We start from the raw sequence: 18,434 nt of genomic DNA, 5'->3' as shown, positions 1-18,434 counted from the left end.
TGCCGGGGCCGGGGGAGGGATCGACGGGGTGCGCCGGTCACGTTGCCGTGGCGGTGCCCGGCGAGCCAGGGCCGTCGCGGTCCTGGGGGTGACAGGGCCACCCGCGGCCGCGGACGGGCGCACTACCGTGAGGTCATGACCGGCGACCCGAACCTCCTGGGCGACTACGTGCGCGCCCGCCGTGAGCTCGTCACGCCCGAGCAGGCCGGCGTGCCCGTGGTGGGAGTGCGGCGCGTGCCGGGCCTGCGCAGGGAGGAGGTCGCGATGCTCGCCGGCATCAGCGTCGACTACTACCTGCGCCTGGAGCAGGGCCGCGACCGCAACCCCTCCGTGCAGGTCCTGGAGTCCCTCGCCCGTGTGCTGCTCCTGGACGACGACGCGACGGAGCACCTGCTCGCGCTCGGCGCCGCCCGTCCCCGACGGCGTCGGCGACGGCCCGTGAAGGAGACCGTTCCGCAAGGCGTCGCCCAGCTCGTCGCCACGCTTCCGCTGCCCGCGCTCGTCGAGGGCCGCTGCTTCGACGTCCTCATCGCCAACCCGTCGGCGACGGCGCTGTCACCGCGCTTCACGGCGGGCGCCAACCGTCTGCGCAGCCTCTTCCTCGACCCCGCCGAGCAGGCTCTCTACCCCGGCTGGGAGAAGGCCGCCGCCGGTATGGTCGCCGGCTTCCGCCGGTCCGTCGGCGCGGGCACGGACGACCCCCGGTGCGTCGAGCTGGTCGGCGAACTCTCCCTCGCCAGCCCCCTGTTCAGCCGCCTCTGGGCTCGCCACGACGTGGTGGCGTGCGAAGGCGCGCCCAAGCACATCGACCATCCTCAGGTCGGCGGCCTGTGGCTGAACCGGGAGCGACTGAGTGTCGACGGCGCGGCCGGTCAGACACTCGTCGTCTACCATCCCGCTCCCGGCACGGACAGCGCCGACCGACTGGCGCTGCTCGCCTCCACCGCACGGCCACCGTTCAGGCCTTCCGGAGCGGATCAGCGGGCCCCCGCTCCTCAGGGGTGACGCGGGAGACCGATGCGGCCCACGAACGCGCGTGGCACCGGGCGCCCCGCGCGGCCGACCAGGGCCGCCCGGCCCGTCGTATCCTGCGAGGTGTGGAGCTGCGCTTCGATATCCGCCGGTCGGACTCACCGTGGGTCGACAGCGTATGGACCTGCACCAGCGAGCAGGTCACGACGATGACGTCCGTGGCGGGTGTCCGCTGGGGCCTGGTGTTCTGGGAGCAGGACGGCCGGTCCTACGCGGCCGTCACCGGCCCGGAGACCCGGACGAGCACCGCCCCCGTCCCGGAAGGCGCCGCCTTCACCGGCATCGAGTTCGCCGTGGGCACCGCCCTGCGGATCCTGCCCACGCCGGAGCTCGTCGACGGCGGCGTGGAGCTCCCCGACACCACACGCCGGACGTTCCGGCTGGACGGCGCCCGCTGGCAGACCGCGGGTGCCGATGACGCCGAGGCCCTGGTGGAGCGGCTGGTCACAGCCGGGATCGTGCTGCGTGACCCGCTCGTGGCCGAGGTTCTGCGAGGCCACGAACCGGCGGTGTCGGGACGGACCGTGGAGCGCCGCTTCCGGGCCGCCACCGGTCTGACGCGGGGGGCGGTACGGCAGATCGAGCGGGCCCGTACGGCGGCGGAACTGCTGGCGTCCGGGGACACGGCCGCCGACGTCGTCGCCAAGCTCGACTACTTCGACGAGCCGCACCTCGCCCGGGCGCTGCGCACCTATGTCGGCCGCACCGCCGGTGAACTGCGCGAGGGCACGGGCGGCGCGATCGCACTCGACCTGGGTCAGCGCCTGACGTCGTAGATCAGCTTCAGGATCCCGTTGGAGTAGCATTCCGACTCCCGCAAGGACAGCATCTGCTTGTCCTGGTCGGCCCGGTGGAACAGGCTCTTGCCGGCGCCGAGCAGGACGGGGAAGACGAGCAGGTTGTACTGGTCGATCAGGCCGGCCTCCGACAGCCGCCGGGCCAGTTCGGCACTGCCGTGGATGTAGATTGAGCCGCCGTCGGTCTGCTTGAGGTCGGCGACGTCCTGGGTGCTGCGCAGGATCGTCGACGGGCCCCAGCCGTCCACGAGGGCGTCGTCCGACAGCGTGCCCGACACCACGTACTTGGGCAGTTCCTTGTAGGCGGCGTGGTCCTCCGAGTCGGGCCAGACCGACGCGAAGGCCTCGTAGCTGCGGCGGCCGAACATCAGCGCCGTCGTGTCGGCGAGCTCCTCGGCCTTCAGCGACCAGGCCTCCGGGACGAAGTCCAGGTCCTTCACGACCCAGCCACCGCTGCGGTGCCCCTCCTCGGGCCCACCGGGCGAGTCCAGGACGCCGTCGAGCGACATGAATCCGGTGTAGACCAACTTGCGCATCGGTGTCTCCTCATCACGGGCTGAGCTTCTGGGAGCAGGCTAGGCCGCGGCCGGGGCGGACGTCTTGGACGGAAACGACATCGGGTGGTCCGCCGGCGGAGGTTCCCCCGAGTGGGTCGTTCGGGCGGGGCCGGGCCGGGCACCTGGAGTGCATGAACAACGACGCAAGCCGCATCCGGCTGGTGCAGACCGTGATCGACAGCACCGACGCCCGGAAACTCGCCGAGTTCTACCGGTCCCTGCTGGGGCTCGAGTACGCGGCAGGGGACGAGCCGCCTCCCCCCGGCCGGCAGGACGAGCACGGCAGGGACTGGCTCGTCCTGCGCAATCCCGGCGGCGGACCGCAGCTCGCCTTCCAGCAGGTGGAGCGTCTGCGCGAACCGGACTGGCCCGACGGCCCGGTGTCCCAGCAGATGCACGTCGATCTGAGCGTCGGCTCGCTGGCGGAACTGCGCAACCAGCACGAGCGTGTGCTCGCCCTCGGCGGCAGCCTGCTCAGCAACCGGGACCAGCCGGATCCCGACGACGAGGAACGCTTCCGCGTCTACCGGGACCCCGAGGGCCACCCGTTCTGCATCTTCGTCGCCGAGCGGGACGCCTAGGCCCCGTCTACGGTCGTGCACGGGGTTGCACCTTCCGTAGCGGCATGTGGTCCGGTTGGGCTTGACGTCCCGGTCCCTTGAGGAAAGGTCCCCGCTCATGCCCTTCGTGCCACCTCGCCAGGTCAAGATCGGCGACGCGGCGGCCTTCGCCGGCACCACGCCGCGGGCGATCCGCCACTACCACGAGATCGGCCTGCTCCCCGAGCCCGAGCGGGGCGGCGACGACCGCCGCCGCTACGGGTACGAGGACATGATCCGACTGCTGTGGATCCGCAGGACGGCCGACGCGGGGATCGCCCTGGACGACATCCGTGACGCCTTCACCACCGGCACGGCTTCCGCCGGTGCGGACAGCGGGGACGGCATCGCCGGCATCCTGGAGCGGCTGGAGGAACGCCTCGCCGAGCAGGAGGCGGAACTGCGGCGGCAGCGTACCGCCGTGCGGCGGATGCGCACCGAAGGCAGCCGGAGAGGCCTGCTCTCCGACTTCGTCACGGACCGTCTCAAGAGCCTGCCCGAGGGGTCCCTGCGTCAGGCGGACCTGGACAGTCTGCTGGTCACCGAGCGGATCTTCGGTCCGCTCGGCGCGGCCGTCCAGGCCACCCGCTTCGTCGTCCTGGCCACGCATCCCGCTCTGCGGGAGGAATCCGACCGTATCGACCACGCCGAGGCGGCACTCGATGACGGCGTCGCCGTCGACGATCCGCGGGTGGCCCGGGTGGCCGCCGAGCGGCACGCCTTCGAAAGCGCCCTGCAGGCCGTCATCGAGGAGTCCGGCCTGGGGAAGGACGACGACGCCCTCTTCGACGCCTGGGACGCTCTGCACCCCCCTGCCGCCGCTGACGGCGGGGACGAGGCCGACCTCGGCCTCGGCAGGCGGGAGGCCCACTCCCTGAGCGTGCTCGAAGCCATCGGCAAGATGCCCTACGACTTCTCCCCGGCCCGCCTGCGCTGTATGGAACTGGCCGAGGAACTGTCCGCCCAGGAGCCACCCGCCACCTGAATCACGGCCCGGCCCGGGACGCGCCAGGGACTCGCCCCGCGGTGCCCGGGTATCCGGTGCCCATGACGATGGGACACCTGCTCGTGATCACGCCCGGCATCCGCGCATACCGCGAGTACCTGCTGCAGTCGATCAGCCGTGACTTCCGCGTCCACCTGGTGCTGACCGCACCTCCCACCTGGGAACGGGCGTACCTGGCAGGTCACACCGTGGTGCCCGACCCGGCCGATGTCGACGCCCTCGTGCGGGTCGCCCGCTCGGTCGGCGCCGAGCAGCCGCTGGACGGCGTCATCTGCTGGGACGAGACATGGATCGAGCGAACCGCGCGGGTGGCCGCCGCCCTCGGACTGCCGGGTGGGGACCGGCGGTGCGTCGAGCGCTGCCGGGACAAGTACCGCACCCGCGCGGCCCTCGACGCCGAAGGGGTGCCCCAGCCACGGTCGGTGCTGGTCTCCGGGCGCGAGGAGGCTCTCGCGGTGGCCGGGGACATCGGCTACCCGGTCGTCGTCAAGCCGCGGGCCCTGGCCGGGAGTTTCGGCGTGGTCCGGGCCGACTCACCCGCCGAGCTGAGGGAAGCCGTCGAGTTCACGGACGCCAGCGGCGCGTGGGCGCCCGACCTTCCGACGCACGAACGGAACATCCTGGTCGAGGAGTTCGCCGAGGGACCGGAGGTCAGCGTCGACAGTGTGGTGCATCGCGGCACCGTGACCCCGGTCTGCCTCGCCCGCAAGGAGGTCGGCTTCGCGCCCTACTTCGAGGAGACCGGGCACGTCGTCGACCCGGGCGACCCGCTGTGGTCCGACGGGACACTGGCGGACGTGGTCGTGCGGACGCACGCCGCCCTCGACTTCACCGACGGCGTGACCCACACGGAGATCAGGCTGACGCCGGCCGGGCCGAAGGTCATCGAGGTCAACGCCCGGATCGGCGGGGGCATGATCCCCCTGCTGAACCTCATGGGCGGTGGCCCGGACCTCGCGCTCGCCGCCGCCGACGTCGCGTGCGGCAGACCGCCGAGGATGCCGGCACCCACCGGACACCGCCGGGTCGCCGCCATCCGCTTCTACTACCCGCCCAAGGACGACTCCGTCATCGCGGAGGTCCGCTTCGAGAAGTCGGGGCTGCCGGAGCAGGTGGTGCGCTGCGGCCCGCTGGCGGCACCGGGAGAGGTCAAGTCGCCCCCGCCCCGCGGACTGATGGACGGCCGGGTCGCCTACGCGATCGCCCTGGCCGCCGACGCGGACACCTGCCGTGCCGCGTTGGACGAGGCGGGACACGCCCTGCGGGTGGACGTGGCCTGAGACGACGGCCCGGGCGGGCGCCGGACCGCGGCCTCAGGGCGTGCTCGTCGGCGCGGCGGCCCGGGCCTCCTCGGGGGGCTCGGGCCTGATGCTGTCCAGACTGCGCACCGTGCGCAGCGGGGACAGGATCAGGAAGAGACTGGTGCTCAGCAGCCCCACGGTTCCCACCACCAGCGCCCCCCGCAACCCCAGGTGGGTGCCCAGCCAGCCCCCGAGCAGCGCGCCGACCGGCTTCATGCCCAGGGCGACGAAGAGGTAGGCGGCGTTGGTACGCCCCAGGAGCCGCTCCGGCGTGACTGTCTGACGGATCGTCATGGTGTGCACGTTGCAGGCGGTGATCCCGAAGCCCTGCACGAAGAACGCCGCGGCCAGCAGGGGAGCCGCCCACGTACCGCGCTGCGCGACCGGCAGCAGCAGCGGGGCCAGGTCGCCGATCACCGCGGCCAGCACCAGCGTGCGGCCCAGCCCCACGCGATGAGCGAGACGGTCGGTGAACGCCGCGCCGATCAGTGCGCCCACCGCACCGACGGACAGGACGACGCCCAGCGTCCCCGGGCTCATGTCCAGTTCCTTCACCGCGAACAGGGTGAGGATCGTCAGGACGATCTGCCAGCACAGGTTGTAACTGGCGGCCTCGCCGAGGGTGGCCCGCAGGTAGGCGCTGGAGAAGGTGAAACGGAAACCCTCTCCCACCTGGGACCGTAACGGCGCGGGATCGGCGCGGACGGCCTTCTCGCGCTTGCGTACCGCCGAGACGCCCACCGCGGAGGCGAGGTAGGACACCGCGTCGACGAGCAGGGCGAACGGCGCCCCCACGAGCTGCACCAGCGCGCCGCCCAGCCCCGGGCCGCCGATCTCCGCCACCGACTCGCTGGCCGTCAAGCGGGAGTTGGCGCCGGTCAGGTGTTCCGGCGGCACGATCGCCGGCAGGTACGAGCGGTAGGCGATGGTGAAGAACACGCGCGCCGTCCCGGCCGCGCAGGCCAGCGCCAGCAGCCGGCCGAAGGTCAGCAGGTCGAGCGCCGCCAGCAGGGGGATGGCGCCGATCGCCAGGGCCTGCCCCAGGCTGGAGAGGATCAGCACGCCGCGCCGCTGCCACCGGTCGACCAGGACACCGACGGGCAGACCGAGGATGACGTACGGGGCGAACGTCAGCGCCCCGAGCAGCCCCAGCTGTGCGGGGTTGGCGTCCAGGGTGAGAACCGCGGTCAGTGGCATCGCCAGCTGGTACACCTGGGTTCCGACCAGCGAGGCGGTCTCGCCCGCCCAGACGAAGTTGAAGTCTCTGCGCCAGCCCTCGGCCACGATGCTCCCTAGGTGTCGGTCCTGTCGCCGGTACCGGTCGGCACCGGCGCCGCCGCCCCGGGACGACCGGTGCCGGGAACGGCGGTGAGACTTCTCAGTGCCCCGGTTCCACGTCGTAAAAGCCGAAGCCGTCCAAGTAGCAGACAGTGGCGAAATCCTGCAGGAGGACGGAGCGGTCCGGGTGGATGAGACCCACCGTGACCGGTTCGCTCTCGTCGTCGATCGTGCGCACCAGGCGTTCGCCGGGTTCGTAGCGCCGGGTGACGCCCCGGCAGCTCTCCAGCTCCTCGATCAGGCCGATGTGCGGATAACCGCGCAGGACTCCCTCGTACGGCGAGGCGAAGAAGGCCATGGCGCCGTGGTGCTCCACGGCGTACGGGGCATCGACCTCGGCCAGGAACCGCTCCGGGTCGGCGTACGCCTGCACGGTCCGGTCGATCTGGGACTCTCCGGTCAGCAGGACGGCGTACCGGGCGACGTCCGCCCCGCACAGCCGTGCGCCGGCCTCGACCAGGCGCGGACCCGCCCCCGTGATCATGACCTCCAGGTGCACCGGGCCCCAGCGGATGCCGAGGGCGTCGAGGACGCGGGAGGAGTACTCGGTGACGGTGTGCCAGTCCCTGTCGTCGCCCGGGACCGAGGTCATGCCGTTGATCCGGTCGCGCATGCCGTTGACGGTGATCTTCTGGTAGCGCCAGACGTCCGTGACCCGGTGCCGGCCCCGGCAGCTGACGGTGTTCACCACGAACTCCACGCCCCGGAGGTACTCCTGGGCGACCACGCCCTCGTTGGGGACGTCGAAGACGCTGTCCCGGGACATGATCCGGTGGTACGCGGCGACCGACTGCCCGGGGGTGTCGCAGAACGACACGCCGTCGTTGCGGGCGCTGCGCACCGGCTTCACGACGATCCGGCCGCCCAGGGACCGGTGCCAGGCTTCCAGTTCCTGCGGGGAGCCGACGCGTTCTTGCCGGGTGGTGGGTACTCCGGCCGCCCTGAGCGTCTCGATCTGGACGTACTTGTCGCGGCGTGCCTCGCTGAGCGCGGTTCCGTTGCCGGGCAGTCCCAGGGCCTCGTTGAGCCGGTCGGTGAACTCCACCCCCAGCTCGCTGCCCACCACGACGGCCCGCGGGTCGAACTCCGCCAGCCGCTCGACCATGTCCTCGAAGGTTCCGTCGTGGACGAGGTCGTCCCGGTAACCGGTGAGGTCCGCCGGTCCGTAGGAGGGCGGGACCTGCGGTGTGGACTGGACACGGACGCAGTCGAGGCCCGCCTCGCGGAATGCCCGGCCCACCTTGTTGACGGCGCCGTAGGGGTCGACGAGGGCGATCGTGCGTGGGTCAGCCATGGGGTTCCCGTTCCACTTCGTAGAAGCCGTGTCCGTCGAGGTAGCAGACGGTCTGGAAGTCCTTCTCGACGGTCGCGGCATCGGCGTGCGCCAGACCGACCGCCAGCGGCTCGGTGCCGTCGTCGACCGTGCGGCGCAGCCACTGCCCCGGGGTGACCCGCAGCGCCATGCCCTGGTAGCTGTCGAGGCGTTCCACCTCGCCGAGCAGCGGATACCCCTTGAGGCGGCCCTCCAGCGGGGAGGCGAGGAACGCCATCGCGGCGTGCCCGTCCCTGCGGTAGGGGGTGCCGACGTCGGCGAGGAAGGCCTCCGGGTCCGTGTACGCCTGCACCGTGCGGTCGATCTGCGACTCGCCGGTGACGAGGACGGCGTACCGGGCCACGTCCGCGCCGCACAGGCGGGCGCCTACTTCCACCAGACGAGGCCCGCCGGAGGTCAGGATGATCTCGAGATGAGCGGGCCCGTGGGCGATGCCGAGGGCGTCGAGCACCGAGAAGGCGTAGTCCCGCAGCCGGCCCCAGCGCGGGTCCGAAGGCGGCAGCGAGAGAATGCCGTTGATGCGGTCCCGGACGCCGTTGACGTCGATCTTCTGGTAGCGCCAGGTGTCGGTGACGCGGTGCCGCCCGTCCCGGCTGACGGTGTTGACCACGAACTCCGTGCCGGTCAGGTACTCCTGTGCCACCACCCCCTCGTTGCGCACGCCGAAGTCGTTGACGGCGCGGTGGATCCGCTCGTAGGCGGCGACGGACTCGGCCGGGCCGTCGCAGACGCTCACCCCGTCGTTGCGGGCGCTGCGGACCGGTTTGACCACGACCCGGCCGCCCAACCGCTCGTGCCAGGACCGTAGTTGCGCGGCGTCCTCGACCGTCAGCTGACGGGCCGTGGGCAGACCCGCCGCCGCCACGGTCCGGGTCTGCACGTCCTTGGTACGCCGGGCGTGGCTGAGCGCGGTGCCGTTGCCCGGCAGGCCGGTCGCCTCGCACAGGGCGTCGGCGAGTTCGACGCCCTGCTCGGCTCCGGCGATGACGGCGATCGTCCCGCGGCCGGCCAGCCGCGCGGCGGTCGCCTCCACGTCGCCGCTGTGGACGAGGTTGTCCGTGTACAGGCCGAGGTCCAGTTCACCGCGGTAGTGCGCGGGTATGTCGACGGTGCTCTGCACCCGCACGCAGTCGTGCCCGGCGGCGTCGAACGCCTTCGCCAGCCGGGCGGCGGACCCGAAACCGTCGACGACCGCGACGGCGGGACGCCGCGTCACGAGCCGTGCCCCGCGACGGTGCGCAGCGCGGCGGTCAGCCGCTCCACCAGCTCGTCGGCCTCCTCCTGCGCCAGCACGAGCGGGGGCATCAGCACGAGCGTGTTGTTGGTGCTGGTCAGCAGCAGGCCGGCCGCCTTGCAGGCGGCGCGCACCTGCGCCATCTCGCTCTCACCCGGACGGCCCGACTCCCGGCGCAACTCGACGCCGATCATCAGGCCCTCGCCGCGCACGTCGTGGATCAGCGGGATCTCCTCGGCCACCGTGCGCAGCCGCCGGCGGATCTCCGCCCCGGTCGTGCGCACCCGCTCCAGGAGCGTGCCGTCGGCCAGTTCGTCCAGGACGGCCAGTCCGGCGGCCATGGCGGCGGGATGGCCGTCGGCGGTGCAGCCGTGCGGGAAGACGTACTCCGGGCGGGAGACGGCCTCGTCGAAGACGGCGTCCGAGCAGACCAGGGCGGCCAGCGGGAAGTAGCCGGACGTGATGCCCTTGCCCAGCACCAGCATGTCGGGCAGGACGCCCTGCGCGGCCATCACCGACAGCGCGCCCGTGCGGCCGAAGCCCGTGGTGACCTCGTCGGCGATGAGATGGATGCCGTGCCGGTCGCACAGGTCCCGGATCGCGGCCAGGGCCCCCTCGGGCGCGGGCACCACATCGGTGCCCATGATCGGCTCGACGATCACGGCGGTGATGGTCTCCGGACCCCGGCGCTGCACGGCCCGTTCCAGGGCGTCCAGGTCCCAGGGCCGGACATGGTGCACCTCCGGGGCGAGCGGGGCCTGCAGCGCGTGCATCTGCCGCTCGCCGGTGAGCGCTCCCGCCAGGCCGCCGGTGCCGTGATAGCCGTTGGTGAAGGCGAGAACCTTCACGCGCTGCGTCTCGCCGCGGACCTTGCGCACGAAACGCGACATGAGTACCGCGGCGCTGGTCATCTGGGAGCCGGTGCTGCCGAAGCGCACATGGTTGAGAGGACCGGGCAGTTCCGCGACCAGCCGGCGGGCGTAGCGCAGGGCGACCTCGGGGGGCTCCGCGTAGCGGATGATCTGGGCCACCGGCAGCCGGCGGAGCTGCTCGGTGACGGCGTCCACGATCCGTTCGCAGCTGTAGCCGAGGGTCGTGTTCCACATCGCCGCCCGGGCGTCCAGATACCAGGTGCCGGTGGCGTCCTGCACGCGGCAGCCCTTGCCGTCCACGAGGGCGCCGGTGTCGAAGCCGCCGTCCCGGACGGTCCGCGGCGTGAGCGAGTTGTGCCAGAGTGCGTCGTGGTCGTTCCTCAGCATGCCAGCGTCTCCAGCTTCTTGCGGTCGAGCTTGCCGTTGTCGTTGAGCGGGAAGCGGTCCACCCGCAGGAACCGGCCGGGGACCATGTAGGCCGGCAGCCGGCCCGCGACCCATCCGGCCAGGTCCGCCACCGGCACCGAGGCACCGACATAGAGAGCCCTGAGGTCCGTGCCGTCGAAGAGGACGGCGGCGTCCTCGACACCGGGGTGGCTGCGAAGGGCCGCCTCGACCTCCCCCAGCTCCACGCGGTAGCCGTGGACCTGCACTTGGGCGTCCAGCCGGCCGAGGTGGGTCAGCACCCCGTCCTCCTCCACGACCCGGTCGCCGGTGCGGTACCACAGCCGTTCCGGCGGGGCCTCGTGCGTGTCGTGGACGCGGGCGGCGGCGCCGGGCTCCCAGTCGAGGAAGCGGCCCGCGTTGTTCTCCGGGTCCAGGTAGCCCGCGAAGCGCTGCACGCCGCGCACGCACAGCTCGCCCTCGGCCGCGGGGCCGCCCGCCTCGTCGAGGACGACGTGCTCCAGGTGCGGCAGGCGGCGGCCGATCGGGACGGAGGCGTTGCGGGTGCCCGGCCAGTCCTCGGGGTCGGCGGGCAGCCGGTAGGCGGTGCAGGTGACGGTGAGTTCGGTGGGCCCGTACAGGTTCTCGATGACCGCCTGCGGTGCCGCCCGGTGCCAGGCGGCCGCCTGGTCGAGGGTCAGTTGTTCCCCCGCGAACAGACCCCACCGCAGGTCGGGGAGGCACCCGGCCGGCAGCCTGCGCATCCGTGCGGCCAGCGACACCACCGACGGCACGGAGAACCAGTGCGTGAGCCGATGCTCCCGGGCGAAGGCGGCCGGGTCTGCGAGGTCCTCCCGCTGCGGTACGACCAGGGTCGCGCCGCCGGCCCACGTGACGAACATGTCGAACACGGACGGGTCGAAGGTCAGGTCGAAGGTCTGGCTCAGCCGGTCGCCCGGAGTGACTTCGTAGCGTTCCACCTGGTGGGCGATGTAGGGGAGCACGTTGCCGTGCGCGATGGGCAGGCCCTTGGGGACACCCGTCGAACCCGACGTGAAGAGGATGTACGCGGGGGTTTCGCCGGCGGGCGGTGACGCGCCCGGGCCACCCGCCCCGGGCGTGGGTCCGCCGGCCGGCGCCGCCGGGGCGGGGTGTCCCGACGGGGTGCCGTCCGCCGTCGCCAGGACGAGCGGGACCGCGCTCTCGCGCATCAGGTCCCGCAGCGCGATGTCGGTGAGAACGCACCGCAGACCGGCCCGGGCGGCGATGGCGGCGTTGCGCTGCGCGGGGAAGACCGGGTTGAGCGGGACCACGGTCGCTCCGGTGCGCAGGACGGCCAGGTACCCGGCGTACGCCAGCGGGGAGCGGGAGGCCAGCAGCCCGATGCGCGCTCCCGGCGGAACCGGGCCGAGGTGCGCCGCGAGGCGTTCGGCGGCCCGGGCCAGCTCCCGGTAGGTGAGGGTCGTACCGGCCGCGCGCAGGGCGGGCCGGTCCGGGTGGCGCCGTGCGCTTGCGGAGAACAGCTCGAACAGCGAGTCAGACATGGCGGACCTCCCGGTCCATGAGGGCCAGCTTGCCGTCCGCCGCGTGCAGGCGGTCGTTGCTGTAGTTCAGCGGGGCGGACCGCAGGTCGCGCAGCGTCCGCTCCAGGCCGGTCGGCGAGTCGCGCAGGTAGCCGTGGCGCATGCCCATCAGGTCCACCAGCTCCTCGGCCGCCGCCGGGCACAGCTCCGACGCGGTCAGCTTCACCGCGTTGAGCAGGAGTTGCACCGGCGCGCTCGTGGTGTCCTCGGCCGAGGCGAGGACCGACGCGGCGTGCGTGATCAGCGCGTGGACGGTGTCCAGGCGCTGGCGGACCCGGGAGAGGCGGGTGAGCAGCAGGGGGGAGTCCAGGTCGTAGCGGCCCCGCTCGGCCCGCAACAGGGTCACGACCCGCTGCAGCGCGCCGTCGGCGGCACCCTGCCAGCACGCCGCCCAGCCGAGGTGGGCCAGTGGGGCGAAGGTGCGTACCGCGATGTCCCGGAACGCCCCGTGCCCGCCGATGACCTGGTCGCGGGGGATCTCGCCGGCCAGGTGCAGGGGCGCGCTGTGGGTGGCGCGCATACCCATCGGATCCCAGTCCCCGCGCACCGTGACGGTGAGCCGGTCGCGCTCGGCGTAGACCAGGGACAGCTGGGACGGGGACGTGGCGTCGGGGGCCAGGGCGGTGATGAGGAACCCGTCGGCGTGGCTGCCCCCGGTCACCACGGGGGCGAAGCGGTCCACGCGGACGGTGGAGTCGCCACCGGCCGTCAGCGAGGACCCGGAGGACAGCAGGTGCCCGCCGGTGGCGGCCTCGGTGGTCACCGAGGCCAGGTACAGCTCGCCGCGGACGATGCGGGGCAGCAGCCGTTCCCGGAGGGGGCCGCCGTCCCGGACGACGGCGGCCACCTGCTGGCAGTGCATGGTGAAGATCATGCCGACCGACATGCAGGTGCGGGAGAGGCGGCTGCTCACGGCGAGCAGTTCCGCCGTGCCGCCGCCGGGGCCGCCGTCCTCGGCGGGCACCAGGAGCCCGAGGAGGCCGGTGCGGCGCATGGCCTCCAGTGCCTCGGCGGGGAAGCGTGCCTCGCGGTCGCAGGCCTCGGCGTGCCGGGCGGCCTCCGCCTCGACCTCGGCCACGGCACGTTCGAGGTCGGCGGGGCGCCAGCCTGTGCGCGGGAGGTCGGTGACGGTCATCCGGGCACTCCGCTGGTGCGCAGGGTCCGCTCGAACAGGGCGATGAGCGTGTCCAGGCGGCTGAGGTTGTCCGGGGTGAGTTCGCTCGCCTCGACCTCGGTGTCGAGTTCCTCCTCGACCCGCTCGACGATCTCCACGATGCGGAAGGAGCTGAACGTGGGCAGGTCGGTCAGCGCGCCGGTGCCGTGCAGGTCGGTCCGCTCGACGCCGAGGACCTCGGCGGTGATGCCGGTGACGACCGCGCGGACGTCGGGTGAATCCATGGTGTCTCTCCGATGGGGTCAGGCGCCGAGTTTGGCGAAGCCTTCTGCGACGCGGATGAGGGCGTCGGCGACGTGCGGGAGGGCGAGCGGGTCGGGGGCCGCGAGGGCGGCCTCCTGTTCCTCGTCGGTGTCGCCGTAGAGCATGCTGGTGGCGGCCTTGAAGCGCAGTGCGCCCGGATCGTCGCCGAGGTGGTGTCCCGCGAGGACGGCCAGGCCGTGCTCGTCCAGCAGGTGACGGGCCAGCGCCGCCGATCCGGCCACCCCCCGCTGCGCCAGCGCCTCGCGCCGCGGCTCGAAGTCGGGGTAGACGTAGAACGCCCCGGTGGGTGGCCGGCACGTGGCTCCCGCGGCGATCGCCGCGGCGTGCACGGCACGGGCCACCGCTCCGTGCAGTCGTGCGCTCGCCGCCAGGCGCCGCCGGATCTCGGGCGGGTCGCCGAAGGCGTACGCGGCGACCTGCTGCATCGGGCCCGACAGCGTGGACCACATGTCGCTGGCCGCGGCGACCAGTCGGGCGCGCAGATCGCGTCCCCGGGCGCCGGGGGGCACCCGCAGGCCGCCGACGCGCCAGCCGCCGAGCGCCAGGGACTTGGACAGCCCGGTGGTCACCACGGTGCGCTCGGGGGTCACTTCGGCGGGGCTGAGGAAGGGGGCGTCGGGCCGGTGCATGACGTCGCGGTAGATCTCGTCCGAGACGACGACCAGGTCCTCCGCCTCGGCGATCCGGCACACCCGCTCGATCAGCCGGGCGCCGGCGAGGGTGCCGGTCGGGTTGTCGGGGAGCGTGAGGACGACGATGCGGGGGTCGCCGCCCGTCCGGCGGGCGCGCTCGATGGTCTCCGGCAGGGCGTCCGGGTCGGGGATGCCGCCGCATTCCGCGGGGATCGGGACGCCGTACGCCTTCTTCCCGGCCATCCGGGCCTGCGGTGCGTAGGAGTTCCAGCTGGGGCGGGGCAGGAGCACGTCTCCCGGCAGGACCAGGTTCAGCGCCATGAGCAGGGGCTTGCTGCCCGGGCCGAGCAGTACGTCCCGCGGGCCGGTGGGCAGGCCGCGGCGCTCGAACCAGCCGGCGAGGGAGGCGAGGGCGTCGGGCGCTCCGGCCACGGGCCCGTAGGCGTTGCGGTGGGCGCCGGCGCGCAGTTGCTCCACCAGGGGGGCGAAGGCGGGCAGCCGGGACTCGCCGAAACCGAGGTGGACCACGGACCGGCCCTGGGCCCGCAGCCGTGCGACCTCTTCGTTGAGGGCGAGGTTGGGGGACATGGAGGCGTTGGGGGACATCGGGGCGTTGGGGAACACTGAGGCGTCGGGGGACACCGAGGCGGTGGAGGTCATCGAGGCGGTGGAGGTCATCAAGGCGTTCACGACCGCAGCGCCTCCCGGATGTCCTGCGGCGTGTCCGCCGCGATCTGGAGGTCGCTGAGCCAGGTGGCACTGGGGTCGTAGTGCGCCCGGAACGGGCGGCCGACCAGGGCGGGGTTGCGGGCCTGCGCCAGCCGCAGCTGGAAGTACCGCTCGCCGCCGAGGGTCTCGACGCCGTCCACCACGACCTTGCCGGGCGTCGAGGACATCACCGGGCCGCGCACGGTGCGGGCGAGACCCGGCAGGGTGCGGTAGGCGGTGTGGAAGATCTCCATCGCGCGGGCCAGCGGCACCTTGAAGTAGTCGTAGGGGCCGGTGTCGCGTTCGACGAACATGTAGTACGGGACCGCGCCGAGCGCCAGTTCGGACTTCCACATGGAGGCCCAGGTCTCGGCGTCGTCGTTGATGTGCGCGACCATCGGCGCCTGGCAGTAGACCACGGCCCCCGTGGCCCGGATCCGCCGCACGGCCTCGGTCACCCAGGCGGTGCGCAGCTCGCGGGGGTGGGTGAAGTGGGCCATGACGGCGACCTGTTTGCCCGCCGCCGCGATCCGCTCGAAGAGCCGCAGCAGCGAGTCCGCGTCCGTGTCGCTCACGAAGCGCTGCGGCCAGTAGGCCAGCGACTTGGTGCCGATGCGGACGGTGTGGACGCTCTCCACGCCGAGCAGCGGCTCCAGGTGCCCGGTGAGGCGGTCGGTGCTCATCACCATCGGGTCGCCCCCCGTCACCAGGACGTCGCTGACCTCCGGGTGGTCGTGCAGATAGGGGACGAGCCGGTCCGGGCCGGGGGCGGCGAAGCGCAGGGAGGGATCTCCCACGAACTGCGCCCACCGGAAGCAGTAGGTGCAGAAGGAGTGGCAGGACTGTCCCTGCGTGGGGAAGTACAGCACCGTCTCGCGGTACTTGTGCTGGAGGCCGGCCAGCCGTTCGCCCTCGTGCACCGGCACGTTGTACTCGCGCTGCCCGGAGGGGTGGGGGTTGAGCCCGGCGCGGATCCGTGCGACCTCGGCGGCCATCTCGCGCTTGGTCGCCCCGGAGCGCACGAGCGACTCCAGGGAGCGCTCGTCGTCCTCGGGGAGCATGCCGCGCTGGGGGAAGACCAGGCGGAACAGCGGATCCCGCGCCGGGTCCGTCCAGTCGATCAGCTGGTCGAGCACGTATTCGTTGACGCGGAACGGCAGGACGTGTGCCAGCAGGGCGATGCCGTCCCGGATCTTCGGGGAGAGCCCGTAGCGCCGGGCGATGTCGTCGATCTGCCGCGGGCCGAAGGCACGGAAGCGGCTCGTGCCGACCGGCTGGTCGAGCATCAGTGTCATGCGGGGTCCCTCTGCATTCGGCGGAATGGCTGGGTGACGGCAGGCCGTCCCTTGTCGGCGGTCGTGGCGTCCAGCGCCGATTACCCCGCTGGGATTCGTTGATTCGAGTTCTTTTCCCCTGCCATAAAGGCTTCGCATGGCGCCGATAAGAGTGTCTAATTTCGCACCCTGACCTGCTTTCATAATGCCCGCGGCCGATGCGGATAAGGGCCCTTTATGGGGTGCGAACTGATTTCGTTTGAAAGGTGGGTGGCGCGGAAGTCGCTTCTCGTCAGTTCCGAAGAGTGCGGAAGGAAAGATCATTGATGATCGGTTGCCCGCGTCGCGGACGCACACCATGAGCCGCGCGGACGTCGCCCAGCCCGTGCTCGTGCCGATGGGCCGGCCCCGGCCCGGGAGGTGCAGCGTCCTCGTCCACGCCGCCGGCGGTGGTGTCGGGGCCTACACGGGCGTCGGGTTCGCCCTGCGCCGGTCCGGCCCGGTCGTCGCCCTGCGCGGGTACGGGCTGGCGCCGGGGGAGGAGCCGGACCGCAGCGTCGCCGCCATGACCGACCGCTACTGGTCGCTGCTGGCGGAACTCCCCGAGCCGCCAGGGCTGTTGTTCGGCTGGTCCCTGGGCGGCGTGCTCGCCTGGGAACTGGCCGCGCGGCTGGCCGAGGAGGGACGGCGGCCACGCGTGGTGATGGTCGACAGCCCCGCCGCCCGCATCGACCGTGACCCGGCGGCCGCACGGCGGTGGCGCGAGCGGGTCCACGCCTCCCTCGCCGCCGACGACAGCGGCGTCCCCGCCGACGACAGCGGCGTCCCCGCCGACCGGGTCGCCGCGACCGCCGACGCGCACCTGGACGCCGTCGTCTCCTACCGGGCCGAGGTGCGCCACGACTGCCCCACCCTGCTGATGCCGTGCGCGGACGAGGACAACGAGGAGCATCTGGCGGCCTGGCGCGAGGTGGCCACGCACCTGACCGTACGGCCGCTGCCCGGCGACCACTTCACCGCCTTCGACGGCGAACGGCTGCCCCTTCTCCTGGACCACCTCGGGGCCTTCCTCACGACCACGGAGGAGCAGCATGCCTGACGGTCTCCTGAGCCGGGCCCGCGCGGCGTTCGACGCGGCCCCGCCCGTGGGCGACCCCGCCTACGACCGGTACTGCCGTTTCCTCGGCGAGGAACTCGTCACCCACTGGCCGCAGATCACCCGGGCCAACGCGGCGGACGTCGCCGCGGCCCAGCGACTGGGCATGCCGCCCACGCTGGTGGAGCGGCTGCGTCTGACCGACGTCCACCGGGACCGGATGGTCGAGCTCACCGCGATGACCCGGGACGAACTGCGGACGGTGTGCGAGACGGAGGTGCCCGTCTCAGGTGCGGCGCGGCACGTCCACCGCGTCCCGCGGCCCCTCGGCGTCGTCCTGATGGTCTACGAGGCGCGGCCCACCGTCACCGTGGACGGCGCCCTGCTCCCGGTCGCCGTCGGGAACGCGGTGCTGCTGCGCGGCGGCAAGGAGACGGCCGCCACCAACGCCGCCGTCGAACGGGCCGTGCACGCCGCGCTCACCCGGGCGGCACTGCCCACGGGCCTCGTCACGGTGCTGGACGACCCGCAGCGCCGGCTGCTGCGGGCCCTGCTCAAGCGGCCCGACGAGGTGGACGTGCTCATCCCGCGCGGCAGTCCCGCGCTGGTGGAGCACTGCCGTACCAGCGCCATCCCGCTGATCGCCGGTGGCGGTGGCGTCAACCACCTGTATGTGCACCGCAGCGCCGACCTGGACCTCGCCGTGCGGGCCACGCTGGACAGCAAGCTGCCCGAGCCGGCCGGCTGCACCTCCGTGGAGACGCTGCTGCTCGACCGCGCCGTCGCCCGGGACTACCTCGAGGCCCTGGCGCGCGGGCTGGCGGGCCGTGAGACGGAGCTGACCCTGCACACGGCCCCCGAACTGACCGCTCTCGTCCCCTCCGCGCTCAAGACCGAACCCCTCGCCGCGCACGATCTGGGCCGGGAGTTCCTCGACCCGGTCGTCGCCGTCGTGCCGGTCGACGACGAGAACGCGGCGCTGGACCACGTCCGCCGGCACGGCTCCGGGCACACCGAGGGCGTCATCGCCCGCGACCGGCACGTCATCGACGCCTTCCGCCGCCGCGCCGACGCCGCGATGGTCGTGGTCAACGGCTCGCTGCGGCTGCACGACGGTCCGACCCTCGGGCTGGGCACCGAGATCGCCATCGCCACCGGCCGTCTGCACGTGCGCGGTCCCGTGACGCTCGGCGCACTGGTCACCCACAGCTACGTCACCGACGGCGCCGGCGCCCTGCGCGGCTGACGTC

17 protein-coding genes are annotated in these 18,434 nt (G+C 72.8%); 7 read left to right on the top strand and 10 right to left on the bottom strand.

Features of this window, described 5'->3' with window-relative positions; translation table 11 throughout:
* The first annotated feature begins 135 nt into the window (after positions 1-135).
* Both ACPXCS_RS26180 and ACPXCS_RS26175 read left to right on the top strand, forming a co-directional pair.
* Positions 136-1,005, top strand: coding sequence for a helix-turn-helix domain-containing protein (locus ACPXCS_RS26180; RefSeq protein WP_425951125.1), 870 nt, complete (start codon positions 136-138; stop codon positions 1,003-1,005).
* A 92-nt stretch (positions 1,006-1,097) separates the two neighbouring features.
* Positions 1,098-1,808: a helix-turn-helix domain-containing protein gene (locus ACPXCS_RS26175; RefSeq protein ID WP_425951126.1), complete on the top strand. Its 711-nt coding sequence runs from the start codon at positions 1,098-1,100 to the stop codon at positions 1,806-1,808.
* On the opposite strand, the gene ACPXCS_RS26170 is transcribed toward ACPXCS_RS26175, so the two are convergent.
* Positions 1,790-2,365, bottom strand: a complete 576-nt coding sequence (locus ACPXCS_RS26170; RefSeq protein ID WP_425951127.1) for a dihydrofolate reductase family protein — start codon at positions 2,363-2,365, stop codon at positions 1,790-1,792. The genes ACPXCS_RS26175 and ACPXCS_RS26170 overlap by 19 nt on opposite strands.
* Positions 2,366-2,517: 152 nt before the next feature.
* Here ACPXCS_RS26170 and ACPXCS_RS26165 point away from each other — a divergent pair, with 152 nt between their 5' ends.
* From ACPXCS_RS26165 to ACPXCS_RS26155, 3 genes are all read left to right on the top strand, one after another.
* Positions 2,518-2,967 carry a VOC family protein gene (locus ACPXCS_RS26165; RefSeq protein ID WP_425951128.1) on the top strand — a complete coding sequence of 150 codons (450 nt, stop codon included), beginning with the start codon at positions 2,518-2,520 and terminating at the stop codon, positions 2,965-2,967.
* Positions 2,968-3,064: 97 nt separating this feature from the next.
* Positions 3,065-3,970: a MerR family transcriptional regulator gene (locus ACPXCS_RS26160; RefSeq protein ID WP_425951129.1), complete on the top strand. Its 906-nt coding sequence runs from the start codon at positions 3,065-3,067 to the stop codon at positions 3,968-3,970.
* Positions 3,971-4,032: 62 nt separating this feature from the next.
* A complete protein-coding gene (locus ACPXCS_RS26155; protein ID WP_425951130.1) occupies positions 4,033-5,271 on the top strand; it encodes an ATP-grasp domain-containing protein in 1,239 nt (412 codons plus the stop codon).
* Between the two features lie 33 nt (positions 5,272-5,304).
* On the opposite strand, the gene ACPXCS_RS26150 is transcribed toward ACPXCS_RS26155, so the two are convergent.
* The 9 genes from ACPXCS_RS26150 to ACPXCS_RS26110 form a co-directional block, all read right to left on the bottom strand.
* On the bottom strand, positions 5,305-6,576 hold the full coding sequence (locus ACPXCS_RS26150; RefSeq protein ID WP_425951131.1) for an MFS transporter: 1,272 nt from the start codon (positions 6,574-6,576) through the stop codon (positions 5,305-5,307).
* A gap of 94 nt (positions 6,577-6,670) precedes the next feature.
* On the bottom strand, positions 6,671-7,924 hold the full coding sequence (locus ACPXCS_RS26145) for an ATP-grasp domain-containing protein (protein ID WP_425951132.1): 1,254 nt from the start codon (positions 7,922-7,924) through the stop codon (positions 6,671-6,673).
* Complete coding sequence (locus tag ACPXCS_RS26140) at positions 7,917-9,179, bottom strand: ATP-grasp domain-containing protein (protein WP_425951133.1); 1,263 nt, start codon at positions 9,177-9,179, stop codon at positions 7,917-7,919. The genes ACPXCS_RS26145 and ACPXCS_RS26140 overlap by 8 nt, the downstream gene beginning before the upstream one ends.
* Positions 9,176-10,456: an aspartate aminotransferase family protein gene (locus ACPXCS_RS26135; protein ID WP_425951134.1), complete on the bottom strand. Its 1,281-nt coding sequence runs from the start codon at positions 10,454-10,456 to the stop codon at positions 9,176-9,178. The genes ACPXCS_RS26140 and ACPXCS_RS26135 overlap by 4 nt, the downstream gene beginning before the upstream one ends.
* The gene (locus ACPXCS_RS26130) at positions 10,450-11,997 is read right to left on the bottom strand and encodes an amino acid adenylation domain-containing protein (RefSeq protein ID WP_425951135.1); all 1,548 of its coding nucleotides are present in this window, start codon (positions 11,995-11,997) and stop codon (positions 10,450-10,452) included. The genes ACPXCS_RS26135 and ACPXCS_RS26130 overlap by 7 nt, the downstream gene beginning before the upstream one ends.
* Positions 11,990-13,171, bottom strand: a complete 1,182-nt coding sequence (locus ACPXCS_RS26125; protein ID WP_425951136.1) for an acyl-CoA dehydrogenase family protein — start codon at positions 13,169-13,171, stop codon at positions 11,990-11,992. The genes ACPXCS_RS26130 and ACPXCS_RS26125 overlap by 8 nt, the downstream gene beginning before the upstream one ends.
* Positions 13,168-13,434, bottom strand: coding sequence for a hypothetical protein (locus tag ACPXCS_RS26120; RefSeq protein ID WP_425951137.1), 267 nt, complete (start codon positions 13,432-13,434; stop codon positions 13,168-13,170). Before ACPXCS_RS26120 ends, ACPXCS_RS26125 begins: the two co-directional genes overlap by 4 nt.
* A gap of 18 nt (positions 13,435-13,452) precedes the next feature.
* Positions 13,453-14,712, bottom strand: coding sequence for a pyridoxal phosphate-dependent aminotransferase (locus ACPXCS_RS26115; RefSeq protein ID WP_425951201.1), 1,260 nt, complete (start codon positions 14,710-14,712; stop codon positions 13,453-13,455).
* An 80-nt stretch (positions 14,713-14,792) separates the two neighbouring features.
* On the bottom strand, positions 14,793-16,109 hold the full coding sequence (locus ACPXCS_RS26110; RefSeq protein ID WP_425951138.1) for a KamA family radical SAM protein: 1,317 nt from the start codon (positions 16,107-16,109) through the stop codon (positions 14,793-14,795).
* Positions 16,110-16,446: 337 nt separating this feature from the next.
* Between ACPXCS_RS26110 and ACPXCS_RS26105 the strand changes: the two genes are divergently transcribed.
* Both ACPXCS_RS26105 and ACPXCS_RS26100 read left to right on the top strand, forming a co-directional pair.
* Positions 16,447-17,187: a thioesterase domain-containing protein gene (locus ACPXCS_RS26105; RefSeq protein ID WP_425951139.1), complete on the top strand. Its 741-nt coding sequence runs from the start codon at positions 16,447-16,449 to the stop codon at positions 17,185-17,187.
* Positions 17,180-18,430: a glutamate-5-semialdehyde dehydrogenase gene (locus ACPXCS_RS26100; RefSeq protein WP_425951140.1), complete on the top strand. Its 1,251-nt coding sequence runs from the start codon at positions 17,180-17,182 to the stop codon at positions 18,428-18,430. Before ACPXCS_RS26105 ends, ACPXCS_RS26100 begins: the two co-directional genes overlap by 8 nt.
* The last annotated feature ends 4 nt before the right edge of the window (positions 18,431-18,434 follow it).

Origin of the sequence: Streptomyces sp. DT190, from assembly GCF_049846985.1 — a bacterium.
Lineage (GTDB): Bacteria > Actinomycetota > Actinomycetes > Streptomycetales > Streptomycetaceae > Streptomyces.
Note: the sequence above shows the minus strand (reverse complement) of the source record. Positions and strands in the feature narration are given on the sequence as shown.